Genomic DNA, 19,899 nt, shown 5'->3' with positions numbered 1-19,899 from the left:
ATTCTCTGTTCGTACCCAACACGACTGTAATAATGCTAATCCCTTGGATTAATGCGAACGAAACTCCTTTCCTATTATGTCCTTTGCTATGACCATCATATTGGCTTGTGCAGTGCCATCACCTATTTCCAACCCAATCACATCACGCAAGCGTTGCTCAAGAGGCATTTCCTTCGTATAAGCATAATGACCATTCAGCAGCAAACATTCATGGATAGCTTCTACACTATATTTAGGCCCTAACCACTTAACGGAAGCCGATTCTTTACTATGATTCAACCCTTGGTCACGAAGCCAAAGGCCCCGATAGGCTTGCCACTTCACCAGTTCTAATTGGGTATAGTGGGTCACAATTGGGAAGGAGACCCCTTGATATGTCGCCAACGGTTTACCAAATGAATGTCTGATTTTCACATGTTCGATGGTTTCATCGATACTTTGTGAAGCGGTGCCAACACATTGCAGCCCTATTAACAGCCGACTTAAATCAAACCCATTCATCACTTGGGAAAACCCTTTATTTTGAAGACCGATCATATTCTCTTCCGGAACCTCGACATCGGTTAAATATATCGAACCTCTTCCAATGGCGATATTCCCCATGTCTGCGTACCCTCTACATTCAACTCCTGGTATATCGGCAGGAACCATGAAAGCACTTATCCCTCGATTTCCCCATCCAGGTTCTGTCTTTGCAAATAAAACAAATGCATCTCCACACATAGCTACACTAATTCCAGACTTTTCTCCATTAAGCACATACTTATTTCCTTTATGTACTGCTGTTGTTTTAATTCCGCCTGCATCCGTACCTGCGGATGGCTCCGTAATGGCAATGCCAACAATTTTTTCACCACTTGAAACTTTGGGAAGCCATTCCTTTTTCAGTTCCTCGCTAGCATGATTATTGATAATTTCACCGATTAATGCATTCAACATCACCGCGTAAGTAAGATTGAAATCACCACGCCCTATCTCCTCTGCAGCTATCCCCGTTGTCACACAATCTGCACCGCTTCCGCCATATTCCACAGGAATCCGAAGACCATTTACGCCAAGGTCCCCCAGCTTTTTCCACAAATGTTTTGGAGTAATCTCTTCGCGATCCCATTTTGTATAATGTGGAAGCAGCTCTTCCTTAGCAAATTCCTTCAATATTTTACGAAAATAATCTTGCTCTTCCGAAAAAGAAAAATTCAGCATATCATTACCTCCTTGTATACTATTTATCTGTTTTTTGGACATTCTACTAAACACGAAACCTCTTACTTGACAACTATAATTGCAATTTGTGTGCCAACTTGAATTGGCTACAAATTTGGCTATAGTTTCTAAAACTTTCGCAGGTTTGCATTTTTTCGCAATACTGCAAATCAAAGTTGCGAATTTCAAAAAAAATACACACTTTTATAAGTGTGCCCTAATGGTTTACCTGATGATATTTCATTAGATGAAACTGTTATTTCAATTTGTATTTGGCAATTTTTCTATATAAACTAGCAACATGAATTTTCAGCTTTTGAGCTGCTAAAGAACGATCCCCTTCCGAATCTTTTAATGCTCGCTGAATGGCTGATTTTTCAGCATTACCTACAACTTCATCCAACGTACCGGAAAAAGGATTATTGATTCCAACTGAGGGAACCTCCAATATGAAATTAGGTGTAAAATATAAAGATTCCAGCGTTAGAGTCCCACCATCTACGATATTCATTCCGCGTTCGATTATCGCTTTGATTTCACGGATGTTACCAGGCCAATCATATTGGATCAACCAATCTTGGAGTTTAGGATCAATTTCCTTCACATGGGACCCTAACTTGTTATTGAAATACTCGACGAAATGATGTGCCAGAGGAAGAATATCTTCCTGTCGCTCCCTTAAAGAAGGAATTTTCAATTCAAAAACATAAAGTCGATAATATAAATCTTGGCGGAATTTCCCTTCTTGAATAAGGGTTCTTAAATCCCTGTTCGATGCAGCAATAATACGTATATCAACATTTTTAGTCCCCGTCCCGCCTAGCCTTTCCACTTCCCTTTCCTGTAAAACTCGTAATAGCTTACCTTGAGCCTGATAAGGCAATTCAGAAATCTCATCTAAAAACAACGTACCATGTTGAGCTAATTCTATTTTTCCAGGCTTACCTTCTTTTTTCGCCCCGCTAAAAGCGCCAGCTTCATAACCAAAAATCTCCGATTCAAATAATTCATCTGGAATCGCAGCACAATTTACTGGCACAAAAGGCTGTGCTTTTCTTGTACTCAAACCATGGATCGCTTGGGCAAAAAGTTCCTTTCCCGTTCCCGTTTCCCCTGTAAGCAGTACTGTTGAACTGCTGGTAGCTATTCTGGCGGCCAGCTCTTTTACCCTCTCAATCTCCTTACTCTTTCCAACAATCTCTTCGAAGCTATATCGACCTTGAACCACGGAATTTTTCTTGATTTTATTCTTCTCCAAGGAGTTGGTAAAATACACTAAATCACTGTATTCCAGTTCGTCTTGACGGATGATTATGGTATAAAGGGTATCAGCTTCTCGACGAAATACCCTTATGAAACAAGCATGTCCGCTGATCACACCAGAAAACACATGTTTATGGTCAAGACCTTTCAAAGAAAAGCTGGAAGAAGTGTGAATGATCCTCGTAATGGACTTTCCTATCAAATCAGTCGGCATAATCATGAAATATTCATAAAAATCAGCTGTTGCGCCTATAACTTTTCCATTTTCGTCAACTTCAATCGATCCCCAATTCCTAATTACGTTTTTAACATTTTCCATTCACATCACCTAGTATCTTGATTACTTAAAACAAAAATGACAACTTGCCCCTTAATGACTTCTATTCCTGCTTGATTAAAGCAAGTCACCTTTTGCGTAACCCAATCTCTATTCAAATTAATATCAATGACCTCGAGTTCCGCTGAAATTATATCGCCTATATGTACTGGATGATAAAAGACCAATTCCTTTTGTAAAAGTATACAGGCACTACCAGGGAGTTTTTCACTGATTACTTGAGTGATTAGGCCTTCCGTTAACAAACCAGGTACAATCGGCCTGCTGAAATTACTTTTCCATGCTTCTTTATTCACTTGATAAATAGGACTGTAATCTTTTGTTAATTCATTACATAATTTTACGTCAGATTCATTAAATGTGCGTTGCATACTAGCAACCTGGCCGATGAACAAATCAGTAATTGTTAAACTCATAACACCGCTCCTTAATTTTTCCGAATATTCAATTTTAATAATACAAAACTTTCCAAGTAATTACCATAAAAGGGGTCCTTTGTTGGTTTATTCTTGAATTCAGCTGCATTACTTGAGTTTAGCAATTTTACTCGTGAATTTAATGGTTACTCGTGAGTTTAACCGGTTTGCTCGTGAATTCAGCTGTTTTACTCGTGAATTTGACCGATTTGCTCATGAATTTGGCTGCTTTACTCGTGAGTTTAGCAATTTTACTCGTGAATTTGATGGTTACTCGTGAGTTTAACCGGTTTGCTCGTGAATTCAGCTGTTTTACTCGTGAATTTGACCGGTTTACTCGTGAATTTGGCTGTTTTACTCGTGAGTTTGGCCGGTTTACTCGTGAGTTTGATGGTTACTCGTGAGTTTGGCCGGTTTACTCGTGAATTCAGCTGCTTTACTCGTGAGTTTAGCAGACCCCATTTTCCCTTGATAAAAAGTAAGCGCTTCCAAATTTTCGAAATGCAACTCCTGTATTTCACCGATGAATAATACATGATCACCAGCATCATACTCTCTCCATGGTTTGCATTCCATCCAGGCAACACTTCATGTATTTTTGGCGAAACTTCCTTGTTATTCCAGTCAATTTCAAGTATTTTCTGTTTACTGCCCGCAAATTGCCATGCAATGGATTATTGTTCATCCGACAAAATATTTCATGCTAGTGCAAGCTTTTGCTTCTTTATGAATTGATACTAAAGCAAGCGGGGGATCCAAGGAAACCGAGGTAAAAGAATTCACAGTGATGCCCTTTTGAACTCTACGATCAAACCAGCTCACTATCGTGACTCCGGTTGGAAATTTACCAAAGCGATTTCTCAATTCGCGCCCATCCATCTTATCACCTCCTACTCTTTTATTATGAATTCATTATAGTAAACCTTAATCATTTTAATAATCATATAATTTCATATTATGAAATTTAAGGAAAAACTTTTTATAGCTCTTTTAATTGTGAACTATTGTATAAAAGAACTCCCCGAATAAAAGACTTTCATTACCGCATCATCAAAAATCAGTGTTAAACTAACCATGATCATTCATATTTCCAGCATAGTTAATAATGGTCTTTTTTTGGTTCTTGACTCGAATATTTGAAAGTGGTGAGGGAAGTTTCAATTTTGCGTTCCTTTAGAAAGTTCTACCAGTTAATTGTGGATATTCCTTTAAAAAAGAGTGTGGTTTTGAATTACCGCTACGAGGTAAAAGCTGTAATCGGAACAGGAAGCTACGGTATTGTTTATCGTTGCAATGATTTGAAAATGAATGAAAATATAGTGATCAAACAGCTCCGGAAAAGTAAACGCCGCAGCAAAAAAGAGCTGAAACAGTTTGAAAATGAAATTTCCATATTACGAATGTTAAACCACAGAAATATCCCTAAATTTCACGAGGAATTTTCGCAAGATGGAAATGTTTATTTTGTGATGGATTTCATAGAAGGGGATAATTTAGAAGACCATATTTTCTTGAATCAATTAACGTTCAATGAGAAAGAGTCTCTATATTTTCTAAATAAGCTGGTGGATTTAGTATCTTATCTACATGAGCATGACATTTTCCATCAAGATTTACGTATACCGAATATTTTACTTAAGAACAATCAGCCCATTTTGATAGACTTTGGTTTGTCCAAGATGATCAATTCGGCCAACCTCGCAAAAGAATCCATTTTGCAGCTGAAAAGGCAGGACTTTTACGACTTGGGGGAAATACTTCTATATGTACTTTATACGACGTACGCTTCCAAAAGTAAAAAAGCACTTCCTTGGACAGAAGAGCTTTCGTTAGAAAAAGAAACCGTGCATATACTGAAAAGGTTATTATGCATCCAAGAACCTTACTCAGATATTAAAGATATCTCAATGGACCTGCAGGCTGTATTGAAGTCAAAGAATTGGAATTAGCTGCTGCTGCCCCGCCCTTTTCTCTTGTAGCGGTCACTTCCACTCATGGGATACCTTTTGTACCCCCGGCTGCTGCTGCTGCCTCGGCGATAATGCCCATGTCTTCGCTCACTGCTGCCTTGGGAAAGCTGTTTGATTTTTTTCATTATTTTCTTCAGCATTTCTTTCACCTCTTTTATTTTGGTTTTAAAGCCTGTTATTCATTTAGCCTAACATAGTCACAGTATAAACCTTATTAATAAGTACTATAATTTTTTTTCATTTGTGTTACAGTCCATTACTGCTTCACGGAGTCGGCTTTTTTCATTGTTGGTCATGGGAACGCCCTAATCCCTTCAATTAATGAAACTCCAAATGGCTCTTACAAAATCTGAGTTACATTCGGTATATATTATCTGTTTTTCGAATCAGTCAGTAAACAAAAAACCTGGCGCATATTTCATCGCCAGGTTTTTTTCTTCGTTCACCTTTTATTTTACAGCTTCTTTTAATTCCTTACCTGCTTTAAAAGCAGGTACTTTACTAGCTGCAATTTGTATTTCTTCGCCAGTTTGCGGGTTTCTTCCTGTACGGGCAGCACGGTCACGCACTTCAAATGTACCAAAACCAACTAATTGGATTTTTTCATCTTTAGCAAGTGTAGCCGTGATTGTTTCAAACAATGCATCCACTACTTTTTTTGCTTCGTCTTTTGTCAGTTCAGCTTGTGCTGCAACACTGCTCACTAATTCTGTTTTATTCATATGAACACCTCATCCTTTTATTTTGTATAAAATATGTAGAGAAGACAACATAACATATCTTGTATGCCTCTGTCACTTATTATGGCTAAATAAAAGGAATTGCAGCTCAAAATTGATCTTTCTTGCAGATAAAAGGGCCTTGATCAACATACTAAGCACCGTCTGACTCTTGTTCAACTTTCTGCAGATTCGAGCTGCAGCCATTGATAGATGGTATCCATATCAATGTTTTCTTCCAGATGGGAAGCCAAGAGATTATACGCTTCCTCCCTGCGCTCCGAGTCGCTTTGAACGTTTTCCTTCACTTCATCCAACCCCTTGTTCCGTCGAATTTGGTTAACCAGTAATCTAGTGAACAAGCGATTATGGAATATTCCATGGAGATATGTTCCCATAACTTGGTTGTCATTGGAAATCGCTCCATCCTCTCTTCCATCCTTCAATAATAGAAAGGGCCTTACTTGTGACTTCAATGTCGTTCTGCCTAAATGTATTTCGAAACCGTTAAGATTCATTTGACTTTCCATTATCCCAGCAGAAAGTAAACCTTCCATTTGTACCGTCTTCTTTTCTGCTTGAAAGACGGTTTCCACCGGAAGAAGCGAAAGCCCTTCTGAGTTCTCACCGTCACCCTCGACCGCGTCGGGATCGAAAAGTTTAGTCCCAAGCATTTGAAAACCGCCGCATATGCCGAATATCATCGTTCCTTGTTTCCGCCGTTCATCGATGGCCCCATCCAATCCCATACGTTTCAACCACTCTAAATCTTCCATCGTGTTTTTTGTACCCGGCAAAATTAGCAGATCGGGATTACCTAACTCATGGACACTGCTAACAAGTCGGACACCTACTCCGGGTTCATCGAAAAAAGGATCCACATCTGTAAAATTGGAGATCCGCGGAAATCTCAGGACGGCTACATCGATCGGAAACTCAGCCTTTTTAGGTTTTTTAAAACGTAAGGAAGAGAGGGCAAGTGAATCTTCCGCTTCAATATTCACGTCTAGATAGGGCAGCACCCCGAGGACCGGAATCCCGGTTTCCTTTTCCACCCATTCAATGCCATCGTCCAACAATTCACGCATGCCACGAAATTTATTGATGATGATCCCCTTTACACTATCTCGTTCTTCTTGATCCAATAAGGCAAGTGTCCCGATAATGGACGCAAATACTCCACCACGATCAATATCGGCCACTAAAATGACAGCCGCATCCGTGAGTTTAGCCATTCGCATATTTGCAATATCCCGGTCCTTAAGGTTAATTTCAGCAGGACTTCCTGCCCCTTCGAGTACTATGATGTCATATTCATCTTGTAGTTTTTCCACCGATTTACGGATGATGGGCATGGCTTCCTGGACAAATTGGGACCGATAGCTTTTTGCATTCATATCAAGAAAATGCTTTCCGTGAACGATCACTTCCGAAACCATATCCTGCTTTGGTTTCAGTAATATCGGATTCATATCAGTCGTTGCCGTTATCCGTGCTGCTTCCGCCTGTACTCCCTGAGCCCGTCCGATTTCACCGCCATCCAAGGTTACATAAGAATTCAAAGCCATGTTTTGTGATTTGAAAGGGACGACACGTAATCCTTTATTGGAAAATACCCGGCAAAACGCCGTACAAATCAAACTTTTCCCTACATCGGATGACGTCCCTTGTATCATGATGGATCGTGCCTTCATTACGCTCACCCCCTAAAACTCTAATCCTTTGACTGCACCGATACCCTCGTCATAATAATGCTTGGTCGCCTCGATCGATGAAACCAAATCCGCCATTTCCATAAGCTCTGGCTTGGCGTCCCTACCGGTAATGACTATATGCATATGAGCGGGACGATTTCGAATTGCATCGATGACTTCAGCCAATGGCAAGACATCATCAATCGGGAATTTGGAAATGGCTAAAGCATTGTTCAGCTCATCCAAAACAAGTAAATCAATGCCCGGATCAGCAAGGGCCAGTTTCACCTTTTCCCAAGCTAACGCCAATGCATTGCGATGCTCTTCCGGGGTTTTGGTCCATGTGAAACCAATACCTAGCTGTTCCATTTTAACTCCTAATTTTCCCAATGCCAATGCTTCCCCATATGTACGCTCTGGAGATTTTATGAACTGAAGGTATTTGACATTCATTCCTCTGCCGATTGCCCTTAAAGTCACCCCTAATGAGGCAGTCGTCTTCCCTTTCCCGTTTCCCGTATAAATAAGCATTAATCCTCTGCGTGCCACTCACTCACCTACCCTCATAACCAAACTGTTTTTTCTATGTATGAAGTCCTTTTAGTAGCAGGAACCGGTTGATCTCCTTTAGGGTATCCGACAAAAATGGTGCCGATCACTTTTTTGTTATCCGGTGAGCCGATAAATTCGTGCAGGCGTTCATCCCTGACAAGACCCACTCCTCTAGTCCGCCAAACGAATCCAAGACCTAGCTCTTTTGCGGCAAGCCACATCGAATGGACAGCGCAACAAGAAGCGAATACATTGTCTTCGGATGAATCTGGATCGTCAGGTAAAATATCAGAAGTCACGACTATGATGAGCGGTGTCGTCTTTACAACTTCCAGTGAACTGTCAATCAATTTTGGTTTGGTAGGAAAGCGTTCATATAAATACCTTTCTGCCAATCTTTCATAACGGTGCTTCGCTTCCCCCTTGATAACATAAAAACTCCAAGGTTCACGCAATCGGTCGTTAGGGGCATAGGTAGCCGCTTCCAATAACTGCCTGATTTTTTCGTCTTCCACTTCTTTTTCTTCGTAATTCCTTATTGCCCGGCGTTCCTTCAATTCTTGAATGATGGACATTCCAACTCATTCCTTTCCTTAATGGACTCTGATTCAATCACTCTTTCAAACCATTGGATTTTTTCTCTTAATTGGACGACATCCCCTACTAGAAAGATTGACGGATTTTGAATTTTTTCTGTTACAGCCTTCGAAGAAATCGAACTCAAAGTACCGGTGATCGTCCTTTGTTTATCTGTCGTGCCCCATTCAATGACGGCCACTGGCGTTTTACCATCCCTGCCATGCTCCATCAATTTTTCACAGATGAACGGCATATTACCAATTCCCATATAAAAGGCAATGGTATCGATGCCTTGAGCCAACGCCTGCCAATTCAGGTTATCCTGCCCCTTGTAATCACGGCCATGGCCTGTCACAATGGCATAACTTGAGGCATGTTCACGGTGTGTTACCGGGATGCCCGCATAAGCCGGTGCTGCGATTCCCGCTGTGATTCCTGGGACGATATCATATTCAATCCCATTAGCTGCCAGTATCTCCGCTTCCTCACCGCCCCGCCCAAAGACAAACGGATCTCCACCCTTCAGACGGGTGACGTTTTTCCCCTGTAAGGCTTTTTCCACTAAAAGTTCATGTATTTCATTTTGAATGAGATGATGTTTCCCTGGTGATTTCCCGCAATATACAAGTTCTGCATCTTCTTTTGCATAGTTTAATAGTTCTGGATTGACAAGCCTGTCATATGCAATGACATCCGCCTTTTGGATACATTCCAGTCCATATACCGTAATCAATTTCGGATCTCCGGGACCCGCACCGACCAGATGAACTTTTCCCGGTTTCATGCTCGCGCCTCCTCTTAAGCTTCAAAAAATACCTTTTACTAGTTGATAGTTTCATGGGCAGATCTGTTTTTTTTGTTTTAAGCAAGCATCGATCCAGTTCTTAGCAAGTGTTGGATTGGAAGCAAAATGAAAGTGGGTATACCCAGCAACAAGGTTGCCCAATACACACCCCTCTTGTTTCGAACCGAATCTGCCTTTGGCTTGATAGGCATGTGTAAGATCAGCATCCGCTTCAAATGTCGAGTAGTGGAATTCATGACCTTTTGCCTGCTCCATTTCGTTGATCAAAAAATTGCCTGAAGTTCCTGTAATTTCACGATACCCAAGTGCTGCAAGCTTTTTCTGCATTTTAATCCTGCCCGGTATCATTCCTGCCATCTGATGCGTCTCTCCGGAAGTCGTTTCAATCGATTTGCTCAAAAACATGAAACCTCCACATTCCGCTAGAGTCGGCATCCCCTTTTCAATGGAGGTTCTGATGGATTTGATAGCATCCACGTTACCGGAAAGTTCAGCTGCAAATTCCTCAGGAAAACCGCCTCCAAGATATAAACCATCGGCATCCAATGGAACTTCTTCCCCTTTTAATGGAGAAAAATACTTGATGTTCGCCCCATATGCTTCAAGCAGCTCAAGGTTTTCCTGATAATAAAAATTGAAGGCTGCATCTTTTGCGACGGCAATGCACACGTCACTTTCATTTTTGGGTTGAAAAATATTTGAGTTCCCACTGGAAACGGGATTTGTCTTTGACAATCGGTACAACTGATCGATATCGATCGTTTCCATGACCAATTGTGCAAGCTTATCGAAAAAAGGGTTAAGTTCACCGCGTTCAATCGCAGGAATCAAGCCCAAATGACGGCTTGGAATATCAATATCCATTTCCCGTTTCATATATCCCAGCACCGGTACATCGCATTCTTGCTCAATGGCTGATTTGACGATTTTGTAATGGCCTACACTTCCCACTTGATTGGCAATGACCCCAATGATGTTAGGACCGGTCGAAAAGTCCTGAAATCCTTTTACGATGGCAGCTGCACTCCGAGCCATGCTTGCACAGTTGACTACCAACAGGACAGGGCTTTGCGTGATGATGCTGATTTCAGCCGTCGATCCTGTATTGGCTAACGGACTTTTGCCATCGAAGAAACCCATGACCCCTTCGATGATCGATATATCAGCTCCTGCATTTGCTTTGTTAAGAATTTCACGGACAGTGTCATGTTCAAACATCCAACTGTCAAGATTGCGTGAAACCCGTCCTGTAACTGCAGTATGATAAGTAGGATCAATATAGTCAGGACCACATTTGAACCCTTGAACGGTAAAGCCTTTCTTCTGGAGGGCTGCCATGATTCCGATGGTCAATGTCGTTTTTCCGACACCGCTTCCGGTACCCGCAATTACCAATCTTCTATCGTTCATATTTGTTTCTCCCTCCTTAAAAAGGAATGATCCCAACTGATATGGTTACGTTCCCCGATTTTTTCTTAACCAGCTCCAATTGTTCAGCTTTGGTATAAATCCTAACAGCCGGTTCACTCACACCATATGCACCCGTGTATTTAAATACTGTATCCGATGGAGCTTCGATTTTGGCTTGATTAAGCTCTTCCGGTTCATAATGCACGAATTCCCAGCCATATTTTTCAACTACTTCAATCAAGCCGAGTTCGTCTTTCTTTAAGGAAATTGTACAGATAGCCTTAACGCTTTTTAATGAAAATGATAAATCGGCTAGTGTTTCTGCAATCACCTGCTCAATTTCAGCAGCCTCCGTTCCCCTATTGCACCCGATACCGAGAGCGATGACCTTTGGACGGTATACGATTCCATTTTCCAGGATCCTCTTTTCCGACTGCTTAAGCATGCGGTGAGTCACGACCAGAGCAGCTTGCGGCTTTGCTTGAAGCGCTTCTTCAATGGATGGGTATACGATAATTCGTTCAGGTAATGCCGTATCATAAGGCCACCAGTTCCGTTCACCTGATTCCTGTACAACGGCAACATGCTCTTCATTTACTACGGAAGCACTTACTGGCGTCAATTTTTCTGCGGAATCCCAAATCCAGCCGAAGCGCTGGCCGAATAAGTCGACAGGAATCGTTTTTTGTACATCCGAAGCCGTCGTGATTATGGCTCTTGCGTCAAGCGCTGCAGCCACTTCCTTTGTCAGTTCATTTGCCCCTCCCAGATGCCCTGAAAGTACACTGATAACATTTTCCCCTTTATCATCAATGACTACGACACCTGGATCCGTTTTCTTATCCTTCAAAATGGGTGCAATCATCCTGACTACTGCCCCGAGAGAAATAATTAGTATGATTCCTTTATATTCCTTGAATAAAGCTGGCAATAGCATACGGACGCTGCCCGAAAAAAGCTGGATCTGTTTATGCTCTTCGTCCCCTTTTTCAAACTTGCTCATGTAATATAGATCGGAATTCGAAAAAACGGTATGTAATTTACGTGCCAGCTCGACACCATGCTTTGTAATCGCTACGATCGCATAAGTATGGGACCGTTTAATGGGAGCAAGTTCCGTTTCTTTCAATTCAATGATCATGGTTTAACACCTTTTCTGAAACCGTGGGTAAAACTCGCATCATATAGTTTGGAACGGTATTCATCTTTATCATGGATGTCAGGGTCCAAAGCCCATCCAGCCAAAATCATCGCGTGCTTGCGGATACCGTTTTGACGCATGGCATCATCTAAGTTCACTAATGTGGTACGGACAATTTTTTGATCCGGCCATGTTGCCCGTTGAATGACTGCGACCGGTGTTTCATCCTTCCAACCGGCTTCCTGGAGTTCTTTAACGATTTTTTTTGTCAAGGTCGCACTCAAGAAAAGGGCAATCGTACAATGATGACTAGCCAAATCACGTAATTTTTCAAATTCCGGAACAGGCGTACGTCCTTCAGCCCTCGTTAATATGAGTGTCTGGGTTAAATCAGGGATAGTCAGCTCTGCTCCTATTGCCGCTGCTGAGGCGAATACCGAACTCACTCCAGGGATCACCTCATAACCAATACCCTCTTTCTTCAATAGGACAATTTGTTCCATGATTGCACCGTACATGGCAGGATCCCCTGTATGGATTCTGGCAACCATCTTTCCTTCTTTAACACGATCGACCATGATTCCAACAATTTCTTCCAAATGCATTCCTGCCGTTTTTAGCACCTCGGCATCGGGTTTTGCCTTAGCAATCAATTCTTCATTCACTAATGAATCCGTATATAAAATCACATCGGCCGTTTGGAGAATGTTCAATCCTTTTACAGTTATCAAATCCGGATCACCCGGGCCGGCCCCTACAATATATATCTTCATTTTCTCACCACCATCAATGTTAAGTATTCTAGTTCAAGCCCTTCCAATTCACTCACTTTCCAAATCACTTCTTCATCGGAAGTGACTTTGGTTACGACCGATGCCTTTTCTAGTAAGTCCAGATCTTTTAAAACGGAAATCATTAAATCGATGACCTTTGCCACTTTGATGAACACCACGGCATCATGATCCTCGATCGCCTTCTTCATCGCTTCATAATCATCCCTTGCAGGAACTATCGCTACATGATCATCACCATCAGCCAAAGCGATGCCCAGCCTTGACGCTGATCCATTAAAGGAAGAAATGCCCGGGACCGTCTTGATTTCGACTTCGGGATGCAACTCCTGCATCAATTTCATCATATGTATGAACGTACTATATAAAAGCGGATCGCCTTCCGTAACGAAAGCTACATCTTTACCTTCATTTAATTTTTGCCAAACTTTTTCAACCGTTTCGTTCCATTCCCGATCCAAGATCGTTTGATCTTTCGTCATCGGAAAAACAAGGCCAAGCATATCCTTCTCTTCAGGACGAATGTAAACTTCAACAATGCGGTGGGCGTAGCTTTTACTCCCTTTTCTTTTTTTGGGATACGCAATGACCGGAGATTCCTGAATCACGCGAAATGCCTTTACCGTAATAAGTTCTGGATCGCCCGGGCCCACGCCAAGGCCATATAATGTACCAAGATTACTCATTCATGTCTTCCTTTCGTTGTGCAGTAATGATATAAACCGGATTAAGCGGTACAAATCTGTTCATTCCCAATATTGGCTTACTTCTGGAGATTTGCGCATGCATGATGGAGGTGTGAAAACCAGCTTCAGCAAATGCCTCATTAGCCCTGTAAAGATTCTCAATCGTCGCAGCATTCAGAACGATCCTGCCGCCAACTTTAAGCCGTTTGCAGCAAGTATTGATCAGCTCTCCCATTTCGCCGCCGGTCCCGCCAATGAAAATCGCATCAGGATCTGGAAAAGTTTCCAATCCCTGCGGGGCTTTCCCATGAATCGCCGTTATATCGGTACGGAATTTACGTTGGTTTTGATAACAGTTTTCTAAATCAGGCTCATTTTTTTCAATTGCGAAGATTTGACCTTCGGATGCAAGCTTGGCCGCTTCAATTGCCATTGATCCCGTACACGTCCCAACATCCCAAACTATGCTTTTTTTCCTTAGATTCAACGCATGCAGACTCAATACTCGAATTTCCTTTTTGGTTATGAGGCCTTTGTCCGGCTTACGCTGCGAAAATTCTTCATCTTCTATCCCCAAGGACCAGCTTGGACCTTCTGATTTTCTTTTCAAAATGACGACATTCAAGGGAGAGAATTCCCGCTCCATCATTTCATCAAGTTCATACCAGCCAGATTCTTCGTCTTCTCCTTGAAGGTTTTCAGCCACAAATGCCCGGTATTCAGTCATTCCGAATGAAAGGAGATATTTAGCCAGTTGATTAGGACTATTTTCGCTGTCTGTAAGTAAGGCCACTTTCGCTTTCCCATCAATCCTTTGGGCCAGCCCTTTCATACTGCGGCCATGAATGCTGACGAGGAAGGCATCTTGCCAGCTTTCCCCCATTTTTGCGAAAGCAAGCTGAATGGAACTGAAATATGGGTAAACCTCCATGTTGATTTTGCTGGAAAGATAGCCTCCCATTCCATAAAACAATGGGTCACCGGAAGCTAAGACAACGGTTGGACGAGTTTCATCCTGCAGTTGTTCCACGACCTTTTTCAAGCCGCCCTTTATGGCGATCTTCTTGCCAGAATAGTTCGGAAAGAAGGATAAGATCCGTTCACCTCCGACCAGCACTTCACTTTCTTCTATCCATTGGGTATATTGAGGCAGTAAGCTTTCCTGACCGTTATCCCCTATCCCAATTAATTTAATCGATTGACTCAATTCCAACAGCCCTTCCCAGTAATTGTCCTTTCAACGAATAAATCGCCGTTTCCATTTCAATGCCGCCCTTCACTTGGTTTATCGCAGAATGACAGCAAGATTCACATAGTTTATTAAAAAAATCAAAATTATTAATGGCTGACATCATGTCCCCGACTTGTGATGCTGTGTTTGCATTCTTGATTTCAAGAACAAGGTCATCATCGGCTCCAACGCTTTGGGCTATTTCCGATAGAAAACCGAAGTCGACCGGGGCACTTTTTGAATGCACCATCATCACACCTTGGGCCACTTTGGAGAATTTACCCATCATGCCGACCAGTGAGACCTTTTTAATTCCCTGCCTCTTACATTGCTTAAGTGAGAAGCCTACAAAATCACCCATTTCAATAAAGGCTTCCTCAGGTAAATCTGGAAGTAGGCCCATTGCATATTTTTCACTGCGCCCGCCAGTCGTTAAGACAAGGTGCTCACACCCACTCGCTTTGGCGACACTGATGGCCTGGACGATACTTGCCATATAGGCGGAACTGGAAAAAGGGACGACAGTGCCCCTTGTTCCCAAAATGGAAATGCCTCCCACAATCCCTAAGCGGCCATTTAATGTTTTTTTCGCTATTTCTTCACCTGCGGGTACGGAGATGACGATTTTCACTCCTCTATTGATCTTGAATTCTTCCAATGTTTGCTGCACAGTTGTTAAAATCATCTTGCGCGGTACAGGATTAATGGCTGCTTCCCCTACAGGAACGGGAAGCCCGGGTTTTGTCACACGACCAACTCCGGTCCCTCCATCCAGGATAATCCCGGGTGCATCCGACCAGCTGACAGTAGAGATAATATGGGCCAGATGTGTGGCATCGGGATCATCTCCGGCATCTTTGATCGTTTCAGCACTAACCGCATTTTCTGATATATCATATTTCTCAATAGTGAAAGTGGCATCTCGGCCGATGGGCAAGGAAATCGTTGCCTCCTCAAGTGCATCCCCCGTGATCAAAGCGGTCAATGCCGCTTTGGTCACGGCAGTTGAACATGCTCCTGTCGTATATCCATGACGCATTTGTGAGGGGTCTTTTTTCACTTTCTTTTCCATGTTTTTTAACTATCAGCTAAAAGGGAAATCGCGTTCAATGCAGCAACAGTGACAGTACTTCCACCTTTTCGGCCAATATTCGTAATGAATGGAACTTCTGTGATCTTAGCGAGTTCCTCTTTCGATTCTGCTGCAGAAACAAACCCAACAGGCATTCCAATGATTAAGTCCGGTTTTGCAATCCCTTCTTTAATAAGGCGAATGAGCTCAAGTAAAGCGGTAGGTGCATTGCCAATGGCATAAATGCCCCCTTCATTTTCCTTTACGGCTTTTTGCATCGAAATGATTGCCCTTGTTGTATTCAAACGTTTTGCTTCGACCATCACATCCGGATCTGAAATATAGCAATGAACGTCCCCGCCGTGTTTTTGAAATCTTTTTTTGCCTGTACCGCTCTCGATCATTTGCACATCAGCAATGACATGCCTTCCTTTGCGAATGGCTTCCACACCAGCTTGAATGGCATTTGGATGGATGATGACACTTCTTCCCAATTCAAAATCCGCTGAAGCATGAATGACCCTGCGGACGATCTTCCATTCATCTTCAGAAAAATCATGATTGCCCATTTCTTCAGCAATGATTGAAAAGCTATAATCATATATTTTGTCAGGGTCTACCGTTAGTGGTTTAAAATCCGTTTTAAAATCCATCTTGCATTCCTCCTATTTTTCAATTAGCTGTTTATTCAACTCGGCAATGACATGATCAAAACTGGAATGAACATTTTGATAGTCAACATCCGGTCGTGATATCATGATCGTGTCTATTCCACATTCCAACGCGGCTTCCAATTTCTCATCAACCGCACCGACCTTGCCACTTTCTTTCGTTATCATCAATGTGACCCCATACTGTTCATATAGAGCTTTATTTAATTCTTTGGAAAATGGCCCTTGAATCGCAACGATATTTTTTTGTTCAATGCCCAACTGCGCACATTTTTCCATATTGTCCATTCGTGGCAGCATTCTCGCTATGACTCTGGTATTCTCGAGCCCCACCAATTCTTTTGCAAACACGGCTAGGGTTTTACTTCCGGTCGTGAGCATGATGACTCCCCGTTTTTCTGCGGCAAGCTTGGCAGCTTCCTCATAGCCACGGACAACTATCAATTTATCATTCTGAAACCGTTGACTTTCACGCTCATAACGAATATAAGGAACATTTGCTGCCTTTGCTCCAATAAGGGCGTTTTTGGATGCTTCTTCGGCAAATGGGTGACTTGCATCGACTACAGCCTGAAAACCTTTTGCAGAGATTAAAGATGTCATATCTTCTGCAGATAATCGGCCAATCCGGGTGGATATCCCTGCATCCTGCAAACTCTTGGCCGCCGATTCGGTTACAACAGTTGCCAAAACCTTGAACCCAACCTGCTGCATCTCAATCGCTAATTCCCTTGCATCACTTGTACCCGCCAAGAACAAAATCATTTTGATGTCCCCACCGCTTGCCCATCATGATCGTGGTGATGATCATGGTCGTGATGGTGTTCATGGTCGTGATGGTGATCATGGTCGTGGTCGTGATCGTGATGGTGATGATGGTGAGCATGTCCATGTTCCTCGACATGTTTACGATAGTTTTCCAAATCACGCGCCCCGCTTGATTTGCCTTCACTGGCTTCAATTACTCGTTCTTGCAGAATGTTCTGTAAGGTTGGATGATATCCAAAATACTTTGCCAATATGAATTCTCGATCATGATATTGCTCTTGATAGCCTTTCAGCATATCCTCCATTCTTTCCATCAACACCCCAGTGAAGAGGAAATATGGCAGCATCACTATTTTTTTTGCCCCTAAGCGGATGCATCGTTCAATACCTTCATCAACGTGAGGGTCCGTTACACCCATGAAGGCTGTTTCGACCCATTTAACGTTTAATTTTTCCCATAATAATCGTGAAATTTTAAATATATCACTATTTGCATCAGCATCACTGCCGCCTCGGCCAATTAACAATATCGCTGTCTCTGAATGTTCAGAGGTCGTATCGAATCCCGCTTCCTCAAGACGGTCTGTCAGGATCGTCAATACATCATGGTGGACCCCGATCGTTTGGCCATATGTGAATTTCACTTCTGGATACTTGGTTTTCCCATCCTCTATTTCAGCTGGGATATGTAATTTCGAATGTCCTGCATGCAACAAAATGATCGGTATGACGATAACTTCAGTAGCCCCTCGTTCTACACAATTATCAATTCCTTTGGATATATTCGGTGCCGCAAATTCCAAGAAGCACGTTTCCACTAGGAAACGCCCGTCCATTGACGGAATCATATTTTCAATAAAATGACGGACTTCTTCATTTCCCGAAGCCAACCGGCTTCCGTGTCCTACGAACAAAACTGCTTTCATTTACTTTCCCCCTCTTGACTAGTCTTCACAAGGCGCAGGCTCTATGTTTATTTTGGGAGCGATGTCCTGATAAGAAAAATTCTGTATCTTTTTCGAACGTTTGAAGTATTTAAAAAGCCGCTCATTTGGATGGGCATTTTGCTTATACTCGCCGACAATGTCCGTGATCAGTTCTACAAGTTGTTCCGGTTCAATGCCTTCCGCTACCGGCTGACCCGGATGGGCTGTTCTTCCAACCGGTTTAGCTCCAAGAAATAAGTCGAACTTCCCTTTTCGGAAGACAATCCCGATATCATCCATCACAGCACTATAACAAGCCATCCCACACCCATTAAAGCCGATGTTCAGTTCCTTGGGCATGCTCATTCCGCCAAGCACCCGGTGTATTTCGTCCGCATAAGGAATGGATTCCGCTTTTTCACCATCACAGAAATCACAGGCTTTTAATGTCAGTACATCTCCAATCGGCGACAAAAGAAAGTTTGCTGATTGCAATTTCCCCGTAATGACTTCCGGATCCGTTGTCGGAATCTTTAAGACGATTTTATGATTTGGCGTGTATTCCATCGTTCCCTTTTCCCCGACAACTTCCGCAAGTGTCATCATTTGTTTGGGAGTGAATTGTTTATTCGCCACACCTGGACTAACGGCAAGTTCGAACACCGACTCCATTTTTTGCTGAACAACCGGCTTAATGGATTGCTGAACGGCTTGACCCTTGACTCTGGACAGAGCTTCCATTGCCATTTCAAAGGAAGCTTGCTTCTTTTCAGGTGCTTTTGTAAGTAAGCCAACTCCTCCAGCGGACTCGGGTAAGGCTTCTTGATCTAATGCCCACGGTTCCGCTTCTTTTTGCAGTCGCTGATGCGGCTTCAAAGTTTGCTTTTCCGAATTTAACGTATATTTTCTTTGATAGCCTCTCGGTGTGATGATTTTGTCGTCATATAAAAAGGTGGATGAATTACCGATAATGACGGTGGTCAACATTCCAATATCGTGATTCAACATATCCTTCAAATTGGTAATGACAATATCCTGCCTATCGCGATAAGCACTTTTCACCAACCCGACAGGTGTATCCGGCGAGCGGTAGCGAAGGAGAATTTTCTGTGTTTCAACAATTTGCCGGGTCCGCCTGCCGCTGCGCGGATTATACAGTGCAATGACAAAGTCTGCCATTGCAGCTGCTTCAACCCTTTTAGCGATCAGTTCCCAAGGAGTTAAATGATCACTGAGGCTGATCGTACACGAATCGTGCATGACGGGCGCCCCAAGTAAAGACGCACATGAGTTGATTGCTGAGATGCCAGGAATGACTTCTATGCCCACTCCAGTTTCTTCTTTCCAGCCTTTTTCAATCAATACTTCATAAACCAACCCTGCCATCCCGTAAACTCCGGCATCCCCACTGGAAATCACCGCCACTTTCTTTCCCAGCTCCGCTTGTTTCACTGCTTCCTGTGCACGTGATACCTCTTCGGTCATCCCCGTACTAATGATCGTTTGATCTGTTAGCAGTCCCTGAATGAGTTCAACATAAGTTTTATAACCAATGATGTAGTCACTTTCTTGAAGGGCTTCGACGGCACGTTTGGTAATGTGTTCAAAATTCCCGGGCCCAAAGCCCACGACGAATAATTTACCGTTTGTACTCATTAAGACATC

General features: G+C 42.6%; 23 protein-coding genes. 2 read left to right on the top strand and 21 right to left on the bottom strand.

Features of this window, described 5'->3' with window-relative positions:
* Positions 1-48 precede the first annotated feature (48 nt).
* From MHB45_RS08540 to MHB45_RS08530, 3 genes are all read right to left on the bottom strand, one after another.
* Positions 49-1,203: an acyl-CoA dehydrogenase family protein gene (locus MHB45_RS08540; RefSeq protein ID WP_176702851.1), complete on the bottom strand. Its 1,155-nt coding sequence runs from the start codon at positions 1,201-1,203 to the stop codon at positions 49-51.
* A gap of 256 nt (positions 1,204-1,459) precedes the next feature.
* Positions 1,460-2,785: a sigma-54 interaction domain-containing protein gene (locus MHB45_RS08535; RefSeq protein WP_072272901.1), complete on the bottom strand. Its 1,326-nt coding sequence runs from the start codon at positions 2,783-2,785 to the stop codon at positions 1,460-1,462.
* A gap of 5 nt (positions 2,786-2,790) precedes the next feature.
* Positions 2,791-3,219 (bottom strand): MaoC/PaaZ C-terminal domain-containing protein, encoded by a 429-nt coding sequence (locus MHB45_RS08530; RefSeq protein WP_048678652.1) that lies wholly within the window; start codon positions 3,217-3,219, stop codon positions 2,791-2,793.
* Between the two features lie 152 nt (positions 3,220-3,371).
* Between MHB45_RS08530 and MHB45_RS08525 the strand changes: the two genes are divergently transcribed.
* Positions 3,372-3,623 carry a hypothetical protein gene (locus tag MHB45_RS08525; RefSeq protein ID WP_202186683.1) on the top strand — a complete coding sequence of 84 codons (252 nt, stop codon included), beginning with the start codon at positions 3,372-3,374 and terminating at the stop codon, positions 3,621-3,623.
* Here the strand turns inward: MHB45_RS08525 and MHB45_RS08520 are convergent.
* On the bottom strand, positions 3,595-3,795 hold the full coding sequence (locus MHB45_RS08520; protein WP_072272900.1) for a flavin reductase family protein: 201 nt from the start codon (positions 3,793-3,795) through the stop codon (positions 3,595-3,597). The genes MHB45_RS08525 and MHB45_RS08520 overlap by 29 nt on opposite strands.
* 105 nt (positions 3,796-3,900) lie before the next feature.
* On the bottom strand, positions 3,901-4,098 hold the full coding sequence (locus tag MHB45_RS08515; RefSeq protein WP_072272899.1) for a flavin reductase family protein: 198 nt from the start codon (positions 4,096-4,098) through the stop codon (positions 3,901-3,903).
* 284 nt (positions 4,099-4,382) lie between these two features.
* Here MHB45_RS08515 and MHB45_RS08510 point away from each other — a divergent pair, with 284 nt between their 5' ends.
* Positions 4,383-5,168 (top strand): serine/threonine protein kinase, encoded by a 786-nt coding sequence (locus tag MHB45_RS08510; RefSeq protein WP_226990381.1) that lies wholly within the window; start codon positions 4,383-4,385, stop codon positions 5,166-5,168.
* Here the strand turns inward: MHB45_RS08510 and MHB45_RS08505 are convergent.
* The 16 genes from MHB45_RS08505 to cobJ all read right to left on the bottom strand — a co-directional run bounded on the left by MHB45_RS08505 (position 5,165) and on the right by cobJ (position 19,890).
* Positions 5,165-5,329, bottom strand: coding sequence for a hypothetical protein (locus MHB45_RS08505; protein WP_170974019.1), 165 nt, complete (start codon positions 5,327-5,329; stop codon positions 5,165-5,167). The genes MHB45_RS08510 and MHB45_RS08505 overlap by 4 nt on opposite strands.
* A 309-nt stretch (positions 5,330-5,638) precedes the next feature.
* A complete protein-coding gene (locus MHB45_RS08500; protein ID WP_034312477.1) occupies positions 5,639-5,911 on the bottom strand; it encodes an HU family DNA-binding protein in 273 nt (90 codons plus the stop codon).
* Between the two features lie 173 nt (positions 5,912-6,084).
* Entirely contained in the window at positions 6,085-7,602 is a 1,518-nt protein-coding gene (locus tag MHB45_RS08495; RefSeq protein ID WP_340907656.1) for a cobyric acid synthase, read from the bottom strand.
* Positions 7,603-7,614: 12 nt separating this feature from the next.
* Positions 7,615-8,151, bottom strand: coding sequence for a cob(I)yrinic acid a,c-diamide adenosyltransferase (locus MHB45_RS08490; protein ID WP_048678477.1), 537 nt, complete (start codon positions 8,149-8,151; stop codon positions 7,615-7,617).
* A 14-nt stretch (positions 8,152-8,165) separates the two neighbouring features.
* Positions 8,166-8,729: a nitroreductase family protein gene (locus tag MHB45_RS08485; RefSeq protein WP_048678474.1), complete on the bottom strand. Its 564-nt coding sequence runs from the start codon at positions 8,727-8,729 to the stop codon at positions 8,166-8,168.
* Entirely contained in the window at positions 8,708-9,517 is an 810-nt protein-coding gene (gene cobA, locus MHB45_RS08480) for a uroporphyrinogen-III C-methyltransferase (RefSeq protein WP_048678472.1), read from the bottom strand. The genes MHB45_RS08485 and cobA overlap by 22 nt, the downstream gene beginning before the upstream one ends.
* 51 nt (positions 9,518-9,568) lie before the next feature.
* Positions 9,569-10,948: a cobyrinate a,c-diamide synthase gene (locus MHB45_RS08475; RefSeq protein WP_340907655.1), complete on the bottom strand. Its 1,380-nt coding sequence runs from the start codon at positions 10,946-10,948 to the stop codon at positions 9,569-9,571.
* Between the two features lie 16 nt (positions 10,949-10,964).
* Positions 10,965-12,089 carry a cobalt-precorrin 5A hydrolase gene (locus MHB45_RS08470; protein ID WP_048678468.1) on the bottom strand — a complete coding sequence of 375 codons (1,125 nt, stop codon included), beginning with the start codon at positions 12,087-12,089 and terminating at the stop codon, positions 10,965-10,967.
* Positions 12,086-12,862: a precorrin-4 C(11)-methyltransferase gene (gene cobM, locus MHB45_RS08465; protein WP_048678465.1), complete on the bottom strand. Its 777-nt coding sequence runs from the start codon at positions 12,860-12,862 to the stop codon at positions 12,086-12,088. Before cobM ends, MHB45_RS08470 begins: the two co-directional genes overlap by 4 nt.
* The gene (gene cobI, locus MHB45_RS08460) at positions 12,859-13,566 is read right to left on the bottom strand and encodes a precorrin-2 C(20)-methyltransferase (protein WP_048678463.1); all 708 of its coding nucleotides are present in this window, start codon (positions 13,564-13,566) and stop codon (positions 12,859-12,861) included. Before cobI ends, cobM begins: the two co-directional genes overlap by 4 nt.
* Positions 13,559-14,779: a precorrin-6y C5,15-methyltransferase (decarboxylating) subunit CbiE gene (gene cbiE, locus MHB45_RS08455; protein ID WP_373689727.1), complete on the bottom strand. Its 1,221-nt coding sequence runs from the start codon at positions 14,777-14,779 to the stop codon at positions 13,559-13,561. The genes cobI and cbiE overlap by 8 nt, the downstream gene beginning before the upstream one ends.
* Positions 14,757-15,869, bottom strand: a complete 1,113-nt coding sequence (locus tag MHB45_RS08450; RefSeq protein ID WP_048678462.1) for a cobalt-precorrin-5B (C(1))-methyltransferase — start codon at positions 15,867-15,869, stop codon at positions 14,757-14,759. The genes cbiE and MHB45_RS08450 overlap by 23 nt, the downstream gene beginning before the upstream one ends.
* Before the next feature lie 5 nt (positions 15,870-15,874).
* Complete coding sequence (locus tag MHB45_RS08445; RefSeq protein ID WP_034312499.1) at positions 15,875-16,522, bottom strand: precorrin-8X methylmutase; 648 nt, start codon at positions 16,520-16,522, stop codon at positions 15,875-15,877.
* Between the two features lie 12 nt (positions 16,523-16,534).
* A complete protein-coding gene (cobK, locus tag MHB45_RS08440) occupies positions 16,535-17,305 on the bottom strand; it encodes a precorrin-6A reductase (RefSeq protein ID WP_048678459.1) in 771 nt (256 codons plus the stop codon).
* Entirely contained in the window at positions 17,302-18,234 is a 933-nt protein-coding gene (locus MHB45_RS08435) for a sirohydrochlorin chelatase (RefSeq protein WP_260088843.1), read from the bottom strand. Before MHB45_RS08435 ends, cobK begins: the two co-directional genes overlap by 4 nt.
* Before the next feature lie 18 nt (positions 18,235-18,252).
* A complete protein-coding gene (cobJ, locus tag MHB45_RS08430) occupies positions 18,253-19,890 on the bottom strand; it encodes a precorrin-3B C(17)-methyltransferase (protein WP_048678454.1) in 1,638 nt (545 codons plus the stop codon).
* Between the last annotated feature and the right edge of the window lie 9 nt (positions 19,891-19,899).

Source organism: Peribacillus sp. FSL K6-5616 (assembly GCF_038008245.1).
GTDB classification, from domain to species: Bacteria; Bacillota; Bacilli; order Bacillales; family DSM-1321; genus Peribacillus; species Peribacillus frigoritolerans.
The sequence above is the reverse complement of the archived record's forward strand: the minus strand, read 5'-3'. Positions and strand labels throughout refer to the sequence as shown.

Excerpts from the sequence above, each read along its gene's own strand:
- MHB45_RS08535 (WP_072272901.1), bottom strand. The coding sequence starts at position 2,785 with ATGGAAAATGTTAAAAACGTAATTAGGAATTGGGGATCGATTGAAGTT.
- MHB45_RS08530 (WP_048678652.1), bottom strand. The coding sequence starts at position 3,219 with ATGAGTTTAACAATTACTGATTTGTTCATCGGCCAGGTTGCTAGTATG.
- cobA (WP_048678472.1), bottom strand. The coding sequence starts at position 9,517 with ATGAAACCGGGAAAAGTTCATCTGGTCGGTGCGGGTCCCGGAGATCCG.
- MHB45_RS08445 (WP_034312499.1), bottom strand. The coding sequence starts at position 16,522 with ATGGATTTTAAAACGGATTTTAAACCACTAACGGTAGACCCTGACAAA.
- MHB45_RS08470 (WP_048678468.1), bottom strand. The coding sequence starts at position 12,089 with ATGATCATTGAATTGAAAGAAACGGAACTTGCTCCCATTAAACGGTCC.
- MHB45_RS08435 (WP_260088843.1), bottom strand. The coding sequence starts at position 18,234 with ATGAAAGCAGTTTTGTTCGTAGGACACGGAAGCCGGTTGGCTTCGGGA.
- MHB45_RS08450 (WP_048678462.1), bottom strand. The coding sequence starts at position 15,869 with ATGGAAAAGAAAGTGAAAAAAGACCCCTCACAAATGCGTCATGGATAT.
- MHB45_RS08505 (WP_170974019.1), bottom strand. The coding sequence starts at position 5,329 with ATGCTGAAGAAAATAATGAAAAAAATCAAACAGCTTTCCCAAGGCAGC.
- cobK (WP_048678459.1), bottom strand. The coding sequence starts at position 17,305 with ATGATTTTGTTCTTGGCGGGTACAAGTGATGCAAGGGAATTAGCGATT.
- MHB45_RS08485 (WP_048678474.1), bottom strand. The coding sequence starts at position 8,729 with ATGTCCATCATTCAAGAATTGAAGGAACGCCGGGCAATAAGGAATTAC.
- cobM (WP_048678465.1), bottom strand. The coding sequence starts at position 12,862 with ATGAAGATATATATTGTAGGGGCCGGCCCGGGTGATCCGGATTTGATA.
- cobI (WP_048678463.1), bottom strand. The coding sequence starts at position 13,566 with ATGAGTAATCTTGGTACATTATATGGCCTTGGCGTGGGCCCGGGCGAT.
- MHB45_RS08475 (WP_340907655.1), bottom strand. The coding sequence starts at position 10,948 with ATGAACGATAGAAGATTGGTAATTGCGGGTACCGGAAGCGGTGTCGGA.
- MHB45_RS08520 (WP_072272900.1), bottom strand. The coding sequence starts at position 3,795 with ATGGAATGCAAACCATGGAGAGAGTATGATGCTGGTGATCATGTATTA.
- MHB45_RS08540 (WP_176702851.1), bottom strand. The coding sequence starts at position 1,203 with ATGCTGAATTTTTCTTTTTCGGAAGAGCAAGATTATTTTCGTAAAATA.
- MHB45_RS08500 (WP_034312477.1), bottom strand. The coding sequence starts at position 5,911 with ATGAATAAAACAGAATTAGTGAGCAGTGTTGCAGCACAAGCTGAACTG.
- MHB45_RS08515 (WP_072272899.1), bottom strand. The coding sequence starts at position 4,098 with ATGGATGGGCGCGAATTGAGAAATCGCTTTGGTAAATTTCCAACCGGA.
- MHB45_RS08495 (WP_340907656.1), bottom strand. The coding sequence starts at position 7,602 with ATGAAGGCACGATCCATCATGATACAAGGGACGTCATCCGATGTAGGG.
- cobJ (WP_048678454.1), bottom strand. The coding sequence starts at position 19,890 with ATGAGTACAAACGGTAAATTATTCGTCGTGGGCTTTGGGCCCGGGAAT.